At 66.6% G+C, this 13,006-nt stretch carries 10 protein-coding genes; 7 read left to right on the top strand and 3 right to left on the bottom strand.

The window, feature by feature from the left end; translation table 11 throughout:
• Window positions 1–164: 164 nt before the first annotated feature.
• Both ACWZHB_RS06110 and rffA read left to right on the top strand, forming a co-directional pair.
• Window positions 165–1,205 (top strand): glycosyltransferase, encoded by a 1,041-nt coding sequence (locus tag ACWZHB_RS06110; protein ID WP_427909095.1) that lies wholly within the window; start codon window positions 165–167, stop codon window positions 1,203–1,205.
• Window positions 1,202–2,338, top strand: a complete 1,137-nt coding sequence (gene rffA, locus ACWZHB_RS06105; protein WP_427906942.1) for a dTDP-4-amino-4,6-dideoxygalactose transaminase — start codon at window positions 1,202–1,204, stop codon at window positions 2,336–2,338. The genes ACWZHB_RS06110 and rffA overlap by 4 nt, the downstream gene beginning before the upstream one ends.
• Window positions 2,339–2,511: 173 nt before the next feature.
• On the opposite strand, the gene ACWZHB_RS06100 is transcribed toward rffA, so the two are convergent.
• Entirely contained in the window at window positions 2,512–5,469 is a 2,958-nt protein-coding gene (locus ACWZHB_RS06100; protein WP_427906941.1) for an AMP-binding protein, read from the bottom strand.
• A gap of 530 nt (window positions 5,470–5,999) precedes the next feature.
• Here ACWZHB_RS06100 and ACWZHB_RS06095 point away from each other — a divergent pair.
• The 5 genes from ACWZHB_RS06095 to ACWZHB_RS06075 all read left to right on the top strand — a co-directional run bounded on the left by ACWZHB_RS06095 (window position 6,000) and on the right by ACWZHB_RS06075 (window position 10,756).
• Window positions 6,000–7,406 (top strand): family 2B encapsulin nanocompartment shell protein, encoded by a 1,407-nt coding sequence (locus ACWZHB_RS06095; protein WP_427906940.1) that lies wholly within the window; start codon window positions 6,000–6,002, stop codon window positions 7,404–7,406.
• A gap of 12 nt (window positions 7,407–7,418) precedes the next feature.
• Entirely contained in the window at window positions 7,419–8,786 is a 1,368-nt protein-coding gene (locus tag ACWZHB_RS06090) for a family 2 encapsulin nanocompartment cargo protein terpene cyclase (protein ID WP_427906939.1), read from the top strand.
• Complete coding sequence (locus ACWZHB_RS06085; RefSeq protein ID WP_427906938.1) at window positions 8,783–9,655, top strand: geranyl diphosphate 2-C-methyltransferase; 873 nt, start codon at window positions 8,783–8,785, stop codon at window positions 9,653–9,655. Before ACWZHB_RS06090 ends, ACWZHB_RS06085 begins: the two co-directional genes overlap by 4 nt.
• Complete coding sequence (idi, locus tag ACWZHB_RS06080) at window positions 9,652–10,212, top strand: isopentenyl-diphosphate Delta-isomerase (protein WP_427906937.1); 561 nt, start codon at window positions 9,652–9,654, stop codon at window positions 10,210–10,212. Before ACWZHB_RS06085 ends, idi begins: the two co-directional genes overlap by 4 nt.
• A gap of 190 nt (window positions 10,213–10,402) precedes the next feature.
• Window positions 10,403–10,756, top strand: coding sequence for a hypothetical protein (locus tag ACWZHB_RS06075; RefSeq protein ID WP_427906936.1), 354 nt, complete (start codon window positions 10,403–10,405; stop codon window positions 10,754–10,756).
• 7 nt (window positions 10,757–10,763) lie between these two features.
• Here ACWZHB_RS06075 and ACWZHB_RS06070 read toward each other — a convergent pair whose 3' ends face one another.
• Both ACWZHB_RS06070 and ACWZHB_RS06065 read right to left on the bottom strand, forming a co-directional pair.
• Window positions 10,764–11,492 carry an aspartate/glutamate racemase family protein gene (locus ACWZHB_RS06070; protein ID WP_427906935.1) on the bottom strand — a complete coding sequence of 243 codons (729 nt, stop codon included), beginning with the start codon at window positions 11,490–11,492 and terminating at the stop codon, window positions 10,764–10,766.
• Complete coding sequence (locus ACWZHB_RS06065; protein ID WP_427906934.1) at window positions 11,492–12,979, bottom strand: NCS1 family nucleobase:cation symporter-1; 1,488 nt, start codon at window positions 12,977–12,979, stop codon at window positions 11,492–11,494. Before ACWZHB_RS06065 ends, ACWZHB_RS06070 begins: the two co-directional genes overlap by 1 nt.
• Between the last annotated feature and the right edge of the window lie 27 nt (window positions 12,980–13,006).

The raw sequence follows: 13,006 nt of genomic DNA, 5'->3' as shown, positions 1-13,006 counted from the left end.
GCTACCACCGACGTGTCACGGCCCGGTGTTAAAGTGCGCACACTGTTGGATCAATACCTTCGATATACCGAAAGTGTCCGCCGATGCCGATACCGTCCGCACCTCTGTCCAGGCCCGGCACTGTCGTGCGTGCGGGCGCGCCCGAGCGCAACGGGTCGAGCCCGGTGCATTCGGTGTCGGTGGTCGTCCCGGTGTATCGGGGCGAGGAAACGATCACGGCGCTGGTCGCCGAGCTGGACCGGTTGACGGGCCCGAGCACGACGGTGGCGGGCGCCCGATTCGCGGTCGAGGAGATCATCCTCGTGCACGACAACGGTCCCGACCGCTCCGACGTTGTCCTGCAGGAGTTGGAAGGCTCCTTCCCGCAGGTGCGCGCAGTCTGGTTGAGCCGCAACTTCGGTCAGGACGCGGCCACTATCGCCGGGATGGCTGCGGCACAGGGCGACTGGATCGTCACGATGGACGAGGACGGTCAGCACGACCCCGCGTTCATCGCCGATTTCCTCGACGCGGCGCTGGCCTCGCGCGCGGACCTGGTCTATTCGAAACCGTCCAACACCCGACCGCACGGCTTCCTGCGCAATCTCACCTCACGCGGCGCCAAGATCGTGCTCGCGACGGTGTTCGCGTTCCCGGATTCGACCCGCTTCGAGAGCTTCCGGCTGATCCGCGGTGACATCGGCCGTCAGCTCGCCGAGGTCGCGGCCAACGGCGTGTACCTGGACGTGGCGCTCACCTGGGTGGTCGGCAACGCGGTGTCGGTGCCGGTGGTGCTGCGCGCGGAGGGGCGCGAGGAGTCCGGCTACAACTATCGCCGCCTGTTCTCGCTGTTCTGGAAGATGGTGCTGTGCAGCGGCACTCGCGGTCTGCGGCTGGTGAGCATGCTCGGGGTCACCCTCGCGCTGGCCGGGGTGATCATGGCCGCGGTCGTCATCGTGCAGGCTTTGACGCAGGACAATCATGATCCCGAGGGCTGGGCGTCGATCATCGTCGTCATGCTGCTGTGCTCGGGCGCGATGCTGTTCTCGCTCGGTCTGATCGCCGAGTATCTCGGTGTCGCACTGCATATCCTGGTCGGCAAGCCGCTCTACCTCACCGTGCAGACCCCCACACCGCGCCCGGATACGATGCATGCGCCGGCCGTGAACCATCGAGTCGACGCCGCGGTACCGGCAGCCGCGACGGAGAAGGGCCATCGCGCGTGAGCGACCGCATCATCTTCAGCAGGCCGTTCCGCGCTGCCGCTGAACGCCCCAATCTGATGACCGTGCTCGATTCCGATCACAGTCACGGCGACGGTCAGTTCACCAAGTCGGCGACAGCGAAGATCAAGGCCATCACCGGCGCCGATCACGCGCTGCTCACCACCTCCTGCACACACGCACTCGAATTGGGCGCGCTGCTACTGGAATTGGGGCCTGACGACGAGGTGATCGTCCCCAGCTTCGCGTTCACCTCCGCGGCCACCTCGATGGCCTTGCGTGGCTCGACCTGTGTGTTCGTCGACATCGACGAGTCCACCGGCAATATCGACCCCGCCGCCGCGGCCGCCGCGATCACCGACCGCACCAAGGCGATCGTGGTGATGCACTACGGCGGTGTGGCTGCCGACATGGAGCCGCTGCTGGAACTCGCGGCTCAGCACGGTGTGGCGATCATCGAGGACAACGCGCACGGCCTCGGTGGCACCTGGCGCGGCAGGCAGCTCGGCACGATCGGCACCCTCGGCACGCAGAGTTTCCACGACACCAAGAACGTGCACTGCGGTGAAGGTGGCGCGCTGCTGCTCTCGGACGAGATCCTGATGGGTCGCGCCGAGATCATGCGGGAGAAAGGCACCGACCGCGCTCGCTTCCTGCGCGGCCAGGTGGACAAGTACTCCTGGCAGGACATCGGTTCCAGCTACCTGCCCAGCGAACTCAACGCCGCCGTGCTCGACGCGCAGCTGGCCGAATTCGACACCATCCAGGCCAACCGCCACCGTGTGTGGGACACCTACGCGGCCGCGCTACCCGCTTGGGCCGCGCGCAACGACGTGCGTCCGATGACGGTGCCCGCCGACTCGGGCCACACCGCGCACCTGTTCTACCTGCGCATGCCCACCGAGGACAGCCGCGACGGCATCATCGCCCACCTCGCCGAACGCGGCATCGTCGCGCCGTTCCACTACATTCCGCTGGATTCGAGCCCAGCGGGCCTCAAGTACGGCCGCACCCCGGTGCCGTGCACGCGCTCGGCGAACTTCTCGGCGACGATCGTGCGCCTGCCACTGTGGCCGTTGCTCAGCGAGGCTCAGCTCGGCCGTGTCGTCGACGCGGTCACCGAATACCAGGTGTAACAGCGCTGCCACTACCTCGGCCGCCGACCATCGCTTCGCGGAGCCTCAGCCCTTCGAACGAAAGTCGCTGCGGTGCAGGCGCGGCGGAACCGGCGGTCTCGTGCGAAAAAGGCCGCCCGGTTTCGCCGGGCGGCCTTTTTCGCGCGATGAGCCGCGGCTGAGTCGGCCGCGGGTCAGCTCCCGCCGAACAACGTCGCCGCTGCCGCGTCCGAGAGCACCTCGTAGGTCTCGGTTTCCCGGTTGTAGATCCAGGTGCCCGGCCCCGCCTTGGGCAGACCCGCGGCCTGCACCGCCGACGCCGAGGGGCGGAAGCTGGAACTGCGCGGGATCTCGTCGACGACGTACACCAGGTCCGGGCGCTGGCCGCGCTCCAGCCCGCGCATCGCCTCGGTGACATCGCCTGGTTCGATCCGGAACCCGCGGCGCACGCTCAGCGCGGCCGCGGCGATGATGCCCGCGGGCGTCTTCAGCCCGAACGCGACCTCCATGTCGACCGGCGTGATGTCGTTGAGGACGTCCACGATCGGCTGGGTGAACACCGGCCCGCGTGCCGTGCGGATCACCGTGTCACGGCGGTCGACCAACCAGTAGTCACCGTCGCTGTCACGCCGGAACAGGTTCTCCGTCGGCCACCAGGCGTCGCCGGCCCGGAACACACCGCGCAACCCGCCGTCGGAGATGTCGCCACCGTCGACGGCCTTGCCGAGCAGCAGCCCGGGTTCGTTGTCGGCGCAGCGGCGGGCGAACCCGTCGTCGCCGACGAGGATCTGCTCGCTGACCGGGTCGTAGGCGACCAGTTCGACGCGCGCGGTGCCGGGCACCGGCCTGCCCTTCGACCCGATCTTGGCGCCGGTGACATTGGCCAGCACCACGTCACCGTCGATCGAGGCGTAGAACTCGAGCACCCTGGCCGGGTCGAACTGTTCGACGGTGCGCCGCCACAGACCGGCGGGCATCCCGGAACCGATGAACAGCCGGATCGGATGGTTGTGGCCCGCGGGGAAGACCTGTGAGTCGAGCAGGTCGCGCAGCATGGTCCAGGTGTAGGTGACGACGGTGACGCCGTAACGGTGCACCTCTTCGGCGAAGCGGCCCGGGTCCATGTCCCTCGGCCTGGCCAGTGCGATCCGGCTGCCGCCCGCGATCGCCCCGCCGAGGCTCACCAGTAGCCCGGACGAGTGATGCAGTGGCGCAAGGCAGTACACGGTGTCGCGACGATCGAGGTCGGCCGCGCTCGCGGTGCCGAACGCCGACAGCGCCCAGCGATGGTTGGTGATGTACTTCGCCTCCAGGCGCTCACCGGAGCCGAGGACGAGCACGAACGCGAGTTCACGCGCCAGACCCGGGTTCGGCCGGTACCACGCGGGCACCCGAACTGTCGCCGGGTCGATCTGCTCGAGGTCGATCACCCGATCACTGGCAGGCACGGCGAGCCGGCGCGCAACGCCGCCACCGAGTACGAGCACTCTGGCGGCGGTCGCGGCGGCCGCGCGCAGGTTCTCCGGGTCGGTGATCAGCGTCTGCACGCCGGTCAGGTCGATGGCCCGGTCGAGTTCGGCGCCCGGTGCGAGCAGCACCGCGACGGCACCGATCCGCGAGAGGGCGGCGACCGAAGCCAGGGCACTCGGACGCGTCTCCATCATGATCCCGACGCGCATGGCGGGCCGGATACCGACGGAGATCAGGCCGCGCACCACATTGTCGACGCGTTCCTCGACGGCGGCATTGGTGTGTACCCGGTCGTCGAACAGGACCAGATCCTTCTGCGGCGCGCGGCTCGCGTGCTCACTGAGCAGTTTGCCGAGCGAGATGCGGGTGTGCGGCTGGATCATCCCGAGCCGGGTCAGCCGGGGCAGCGCCCGCGCGGCCTCGCCTGCCATTTCGAGCGAACCGCGAATCGTGTTGCCCGCGATGCCTTCCAGTGCCTTGCCCACGCCCGCGCCCGCCTCGGCCAGCCCGGCCGCGGTGTGCACCATCCGGGTGGCGGCGGTGCGCGGCGCGTTGCTCGCGACGTGTTCCTGCATGGGCACGATCTGCTCGGGCAGCGTGCCGTTGCCGTCCATCCAGGCGATCCAGTCGCACACCATCGGCCAGGTGTGGTTGGTAGCCGTCGAACCGGCGACGAGCCCGAAATGGCCTGCCACCAAACTCGCTTCGTACACCTCGGCATTGGGCGCGGCTCGCACGATGCCACGCACCGCGGCGGGCTGACCGATATCGTCGACCTCGCCGACGAACGCCAGGATTGGGCACTTCAGCTCGGCCAGCGACACCGGGTGGTCGCGAATCACGAAGCCGCCGAGCATCATCCGGTTGTGGGCGACGAACTGCTTGAGCAGATCGGCCACCGCGGGACCCGAATACCCCACCCAGCCTTCGCTGTTGAGGAAGCGGCGCTGACGTTCCTTGGGCAGCAACGCTTCCCGGTCGTGCAATTGCAGCAGGAAGTCGATGCGCGACTTGGCGGTCTTCACCGGGTCGAGCATCTGGAAGCCGATGCGCACCATCGACTCGGTGATCGGCAGCCGGTGCATCACATGGTCGGCCAGGAAGTCGGCGACCTCGGAGACCACGCCGTAGGGCAGCCCGAACGGCATACCGTTGACGATGTCGACGGGACTGCCGAAGGTGACGATGGAGGCCACGCCTTTGCCGTAGCGGTAAGCGGTGGTCTGGTAGGCGAACATGCCGCCCTGCGAGTACCCCATCAGGTGCAGCTGGGCGCCGGTGGTCTCACAGACGGTGTCGATGGCCGAGTTCACCGCCAACACGTGGTCGGCCAGATCGCGCTCCCAGCCGCCTTCTTCCGTCGCGGGGGAGCCGAAATCGATGACCCAGCAGTCGATTCCGCTGGCGTGCAGGATGCCGACCGCGCCGCCCGCCGCGTTCACGTCCCAGATGTCGGCGTTCACCATCAGCGGCGGTACCAGCAGCGCCACCGGACGACCTGGCGTCGTGTCGTCGGGGAAGTAGTGCCGTAGCCGATACATGCGCCGACGCTCGACGACCTCGAAGGGCGAGGACTCGACATCGTGTGACAACCCGCCGAAGCGGATCACCTCCAGCCCGTTCTGCGCGGTAGCCAGCAACCGCTGCACCGAACCGACCACACCTTTTGGACTGATATCCACCGTTCCCACCTGGCCCTACCTGCTCAAAGTGACACACCTCACACACCCCGATGTGCTCATATGAGCTTGCCACACCGGACCTCCATTATGTGTCGGCTGTGACAGGCCGCATGTTGCGGCGATTCACCTCACATCGGGCGATTGGTCGATGGTGGCGGCGTGCACCGCCGCGATGAGGCCGAGCAGCAGTCCGTCGACGATAACGGCCTCCGCCTGTTCGCGGTGTCGATCCACGGACCATCTCCGGACACCGCTGTGTCCGCAATCGCCTCCCGCACAACGGTTCTCCCGGTCATCGCCATGTTTTCCCGAATGTGTGGCGCGCGGCCACCGTGACCCCCTACCATCATGGGAGTCCGGAACGTACTGACGCACATCAAGTTTCGTGTAACACCGTTTCACACGCCCGGTTATTCGGCGCAGGACCATTCGCTTCGCACTGTTACCCACCCCCAAGCCTGTCGCGCACTGTCGCGCCACACAGGTCGATCGGCCGTGCCGATTTCCGTCCCGAGGTGAGGACATATGCCATGACCATCGAAATGCCATTGCCCACAGACAATTCCGTGCGCAAGAGCCTGAGCACCACGGCCGCGCAAAAGCTGACACACACCACCAAGTCCGAACCGCAGATGCAGGGCATCAGCTCGCGCTGGCTGTCCCGCGCCCTGCCATGGGTCCAGGTCGCGGGCGGTATCTACCGGGTCAACCGCAGGCTCACCCATACCGTCGGCAACGGCGAAGTCGAATTCGTCGTCGACGGATCGAGGGCCAGGGTGATTCCCCAGGAATTGCGCGAACTCCCGCCGCTGCGCGATATCGACGACGACCAGCTCCTGCGACCACTCGCGGACAATTTCGTGCAATACGACCTCGATCCGGGCACGGTCGTCGCCGAATTCGGCAATCCGATGGATCAGGTGATCCTGGTCGTCCACGGGAAACTCGCCCGGCTCGGCTCCGGTGAGTACGGCGAGTCCACCAAACTCGGCATGTTGTCCGGCGGTGACTACTACGGCGAGGAAATGCTCACCGACCCCTCGGCGATCTGGCCGGACACGGTGAAGACTGTCACCAGAACCACCATTCTCTGCCTGCCGAGACAACAATTCGAACAATTCCTCGAGCAGAATCCGGAGCTGGAACAGATCCGCGCCGAAGCGGCCCAGCTGTCGAGCCGGATCAAGAACTCCAAGGGCGAAGCCGATATCGAGATCTCCTCCGGGCACTCCGGCGAACCCCTGCTCGAGGGCACCTTCGTCGACTACGACGCCAGCCCGCGCGAGTACGAACTCAGCCTGGCCCAGAGCGTGCTGCGGATCCACACTCGCGTCGCGGACCTGTTCAACGATCCGATGAACCAGGTCGAACAGCAGTTGCGGCTCACCGTCGAAGCCCTCTACGAGCGGCGCGAATACGACCTGGTGAACAACCCCGAATTCGGTCTGCTGCACAACTGCGATCTCAAGCAGCGCATCACCACCGAGGCCGGAGCGCCGACCCCCGACGACATGGACGAACTGCTCAGCATGCGGCGCGGCACCAAGTTCCTCCTCGCACACCCGAAAGCGATCGCCGCGTTCGGCCGCGAATGTTCGCGCCGCGGACTGTATCCCGATCCCGTGGAGTACCAGGGCCATCGCGTGCCCGCCTGGCGGGGAGTGCCGCTGCTGCCGTGCGGCAAGATTCCGGTCAGCGACACCCAGACCACCTCGATCATGGCGATGCGCATCGGCGAGAAGGATCAGGGCGTCGTCGGCCTGCACCAGACGGGCATTCCCGACGAATACGAGCCGAGCCTCAATGTCCGGTTCAAGCAGATCGACGACCAGTCGATCATGTCGTACCTGGTGAGCTGCTACTACTCCGCGGCTGTCCTCGTTCCCGACGCACTCGGCGTGCTCGACGACGTGCTCGTCGCGCGCCGGGCCGACTGATCGGCGCGGATCGTGTCCATCCTCACCAGGGCGGGCGCCCCGATCGCGGCCGGCGATCTGGCCGTGGCGGTGGCGGCCCTGTTGCACGGCGCCACCGCCCCGGCTGACTTGTTCGCCGGCACCGTGACGCTCCCCCGCCGGACCTCGGCGCTCTTGTCGCCACCTCGACCCGCCGTACCGAAATCATCGCTCACGCAACGGACTTCACCCACCGCACCCGATTCGGGCACTCGCATTCCACACCGGGTCGGCAGCGTCTCGCCACGCCACTTACTCGGTCCGACGGGGATGGGCACTTCGGGCCTGCGACCGTTCCCGACGCGGCAGCCCGCCACCGCACAGCCCGCCGGATCGGCGAATTCCGGTGGACCACAGGTAATTCCCACCCTCTACTGTCCACCTCCCGAGCGTGACGACCCGGCTCTGGCCGAAGCGGTCAATGCGGGTCTGCTCGCCTGGGCCGCCGAAATCGGGCTCTACGAGGGCCGTCTCGACGAACTCGGCAAGGCCGACTTCGGCCGGCTGATCATGCTCGCCCATCCCGATTGCGACGACCCGGACCTGCTACTGGCCGCCGCGCGCTGCGCGGTAGCGGAATGGTCGGTCGACGACTACTACTGCGAGGAGGACGCCCCTGGTGACACCGCACCCGACGGAACTCCGTCCAGCGCGGCCGCCGAACTCGGGCCACGGCTCGAATTAGCCGCCGCGGCGATGGATCCGGCTCATCTGCCCGCGCAGTACGCGCCCAGGCTCGAACAGGCCATGCAGGCCGACCCGATTCTGCGCGCGTTCCGCACCTCGTTCGCGCACCTGGCGGGGTACGCGAGCCCAGCGCAACTGGCCCGGTTACGCACCGAGATCGCGGGATGGTTCATCGCACTCGGCGCCGAGGCCGGCTGGCGCGCCGCGGACCGGATGCCGCCGGTCTGGGAGTACCTGACCAATCGACAGCCACACAGTTTCCTGCCGTGCATGGCACCGATCGACGTGGTCGGCGGCTACGAACTCACCGCCGCCGACTACGCCGACCCGGCAGTCCGACGGGTGACCACCACCGCCGCGCTGGCCGCCCAGATGGTGAACGACCTGTATTCGATGGCGCGCGAGGATCTTTCGGGCGGCAGGGAGTTCAACCTGCCGACGGTCCTTGCCGCCGAGGAGGGCTGTAGCCGGACCGAGGCTGTGCAGCGAACCGCCCAGATCCACGACGAACTGATGCACCGCTTCGAACGGGAGGCGGCCCCACTCGCCGCCGCGGGCTCACCCCAACTGCGCCGCTTCCTGGCCGGGCTGTGGGCCTGGATGGGCGGCAACCGCGCCTGGCACGCGGGCAGCCGTCGCTACCACGACATCACCCCAGGAGAGGACGACAGATGACCATCGTCAACACCCCCGACCGCTCGGTCCTGCGCACCACCTACCAGCGTTCGGTCGCGGCGTACTGGAACAACAATCCCAACGACGACCGGGTCAACACCGAGCTCGGCAAGGTCGACGGCCTCTACCACCACCACTACGGCATCGGCGAACCCGACTGGTCGGTGCTCGAAGGCCCCGAACAGACCCGCCAGGATCGGATCGTGCGCGAACTGCACCGCCTCGAGACCGCCCAGGCCGACTATCTGCTCGACAATCTCGGCGGCATCACTCCCGACGACCGGCTCATCGACGGTGGCTCGGGCCGCGGCGGCACCAGCTTCATGGCCGCGGACCGCTTCGGCTGCCACGTCGACGGCGTCAGCATCTCCGAGTATCAGGTCGGCTTCGCCAACGAGCAGGCCAAGACCCGCGGCGTGACCGAACGGGTCGGGTTCCACTTCCGCAATATGCTCGACACCGGCTTCGCCGACGAGTCGGCGCGCGCCATCTGGACCAACGAAACCACCATGTACGTAGACCTTTTCGATCTGTACGACGAATTCGCCCGCGTGCTCGAGCCGGGCGGCCGCTATGTGTGCATCACCGGCTGCTCCAACGATGTCACCGGCGGCCGATCCGCCTCGGTCAGCTGGATCGACGCGCACTACGGCTGCATGATCCATCCGCGCAGCGAGTACTTCCGCGCCATGTCCGACAGCGGCCTTGTCCCCACCACGGTCGTCGACCTCACCCCCGACACCATCCCGTACTGGGAACTGCGCACCCATTCCGAGCTCGCCACCGGCGTCGAGCAGCCATTCCTCACCGCCTACCGCGAGGGGAGCTTCCAATACCTGCTGATCGTCGCCGATAAGGTGGCCAGGTGACCGAGAAGCTCGCCGACCCGTCGACCGACCGCGAAACCATGCTTGTCGAGCTGGTCGACGACGCAGGCGCAGCGATCGGAGCGTGCTCGGTGGCCGATGCCCATCGGCCCCCGGGCACGCTCCACCGCGCCTTCTCCGTGCTGCTGTTCGACCGGCGCGGTGACGTCCTGCTCCAGCAGCGCGCCGCGGTGAAAACTCGCTTCCCCCTGCAGTGGGCCAATACCTGCTGTGGACATCCGGCACCCGGTCAGGCGGTCACCGAGGCCGCCGCGATCCGGTTGCGCGAGGAATTCGGAATGGCGGCCGACCTCACCGAGGTGGACACGTTCACCTACCGTGCGGGCGACGACGCGACCGGCCGGGTCGAACACGAATACGACCACGTCTTGATCGGTGCGGTAGGTGACCTGCCGCCCAGGCCGGACCCCGCCGAAATCGGCTCCTGGGCGTGGACCTCCCCCCAGGCCCTGCGTGCCGATATGACGGCGAACCCCGGCAAGTACACGCCATGGCTGGCCGAGGTACTCGAGATCGCCACCCACGCGTACCGCCCCTGACCTCCGCGTCCTTGTGATCTTTCTCCGTTCGGTCCCCATTGAAAGGGCTCGCGATAGATGCGCATATCTATATTTGCCGATGTTTCTGAGTTCCTTGGGGAACTCACAGGCTCACCACAGTCCGCGACCAGGCCACCCGGCCAAGCTGGATATCGAACGGTTCGCACGACGGCGAGTGAGGGTGATAGCGATGGTCGAGGTCGAGATCAACGACGACACGGTGACGGTCAATGTGCTCGGTGGGCATCGCCTACTCGCTCTGCGCCAGCAGGTCGTGATCGACCGTGCCGCGATCACCGAGATCGCCACCGCGGAGGTGGACCTGCGCCCGCCGTGGGTCCGTGCCCCCGGCACCTTCATCCCCGGTGTGATCGCCGCCGGTGTCTACCGTGGCAAGGGACGGAAAGAGTTCTGGGACACCACGTTCGGTGGCAGCGCCGTCCGGATCGATCTGGACGGGCCCGACTTCACCCGGCTGGTCGTCGACGTCGACGATCTCCATGCCGTGCTGAACGCACTGAGCACCCAGGCCGCCGGCGTCTGACCGGCACTCACGAACCGAAGGATTCCAGCAGACCGAGATAGGTCTTCGGCGGCGGCGTCGCGAACTCTCCCCTCCCCGACTTGCGCAGACCCATCGTCAGCAGCGACTGCACGGTCAGCGTCGCCGCCGCGACACCGTCGATCACCGGCACCCCGATCTCGTCACGAATGTGCGCGCACAGCTCGGCCATGCCCGCACAACCCAGTACCACCGCGTCGGACCCGTCCTGCGCGACAGCCGCCCGGCACGCCTCGGTGACGATCTTGCGCGCGTCCGGATCGGTATCGAGCGCGAGCACCGGTATCTCACACGCGTGAATCCCCCGGCAGAACCGTTGCATCCCATAGTGTTCCGCCAGATCCGCAGCCCGCCCGATGGTGCGCCCGAGCGTAGTGACAACACTGAATCCGCGACCGAGATGGCTCGCGGTGCGCATTGCCGCCTCCGCGATCCCGATCACCGGGCCGACCGCGAGTTCGCGCGCCGCGTCCAATCCCGGATCACCGAAGCAGGCGACGACATACCCGTCCACACCGTCGGCTTCTCCCTGCCGGATCGCGGCGAGCAGCCCCGGCACGCTCATCGCCTCGTCGTAATGACTCTCGATCGAGGCGGGCCCGATCTCGGAGGTGACCGCGTCGAGCAGTGTGCCCGGGCCTGCGACGGCCAGCGCACACTGCTCGATCGTGTCGGTCATCGCCCGCGTGGTATTCGGGTTGACGACCCGGATGCGCATCAAGCACCGACCTCCTCGGCCGCTGCCGTGCGCCGGGCACCGGTCAGCAGGTAGTAGAGAACAAAACCCACGCCGCACCCGATGAACCAGCTGTACTTGGCGGCGGTGTGCATGCCGGGCAGGCTGTTGGCCAGCACCGGGAACACCGCGATCGCGGCGGCGACGGCGGTCGCGATGACCGCGGCCGGGTGATAGCCCTTCGTGTAGTAATAGGTTCCCTGCTCCGACATCGTGAACAGATCGTCGACGACCACCTTCTGCTTACGCACCAGGTAGTAATCGCAGATCAGCACCCCGAACAACGGTCCGATAAAGGCGCCGAGCACCTCGAGGGTGTAGTGGATCACGTCGGGATTGTTGTACAGATTCCATGGCGTGATCAGCACCGAACCGACCGCCGCGATCATGCCGCCCGCCCGCCAGCTGATCCGCTGCGGACTCACGTTCGAGAAATCGAAAGCCGGCGAGATGAAGTTGGCGACGATATTGATGCCGATGGTGGCGATGGTGAAGGTGAGTGCGCCGAGCACGATCGCGAACGTGGAATCGATCTTGGCGACGGTGGCGACCGGATCGGTGATGAGTTCGCCATACACCGGCAAGGTCAGCGAGGCCGTGACCACGACCAGCACCGAGAAGACCAGGAAGTTCACCGGAAGTCCGAGGAAGTTCCCTTTCTTCACCGCGGCGAAACTCTTGCCGTAGCGGGAGAAGTCACCGAAATTGAGCATCGGGCCCGAGAAATACGACACCACGAGCGCGATCGCGCCGAGCATGACCGGCACCGAAGCCCAGCCGGTGTATCGCACATCGCCCAGTTTCAGGTCGATGGCACTCCACCCGGCCTTCGCGATGAGATAGCCGCACAGCACGAACATGACCACATAAACAGCGGGACCGCAGAAGTCGATGAACTTGCGGATCGATTCCATGCCGCGCCAGAACACACACGCCTGCAGCACCCACAACAGCAAGAAGCTGCCCCAGCCGAGCGCCGAGAGTCCCAAGAACCCGTAATCGGCGGTGACGGCATAGGGCGCCAGTCCCGGAAACAGTTTCACCAGAACGACATCCAGTGCCGCCGAGGCGAGAAACGTCTGAATGCCGTACCAGGCCACCGCGATCAAACCGCGGATGATCGCCGGAATGTTCGCGCCGAGCACGCCGAACGCGCTGCGGCAGATCACCGGATAGGGCACCCCGGTGATCTGACTCGGTTTCGCCACCAGATTGCAGAAAAAATACACGATAGTGATGCCGATGAGTAGTGCGACGAGCACCTGCCAGCTGGCCAGTCCGAGCGCGAAAAGGCTTCCCGCCGTGACATATCCGCCGACGCTGTGCACGTCCGACATCCAGAAGGCGAAGATATTGTAAGTGCCCCAACTCTGCTTGCGCAGCGGTGCCAAGTCCTCATTCGTGAGCCGCGGATCATAGGTGGGTGGTTCACCGGCGGGAACCGCCGAGGACGTAAGGGTGTCGGTCATGATCGTTCCCGTCCGAAGGGGTACATC

The organism is Nocardia sp. FBN12, from assembly GCF_054031145.1.
Note: the sequence above shows the minus strand (reverse complement) of the source record. Positions and strands in the feature narration are given on the sequence as shown.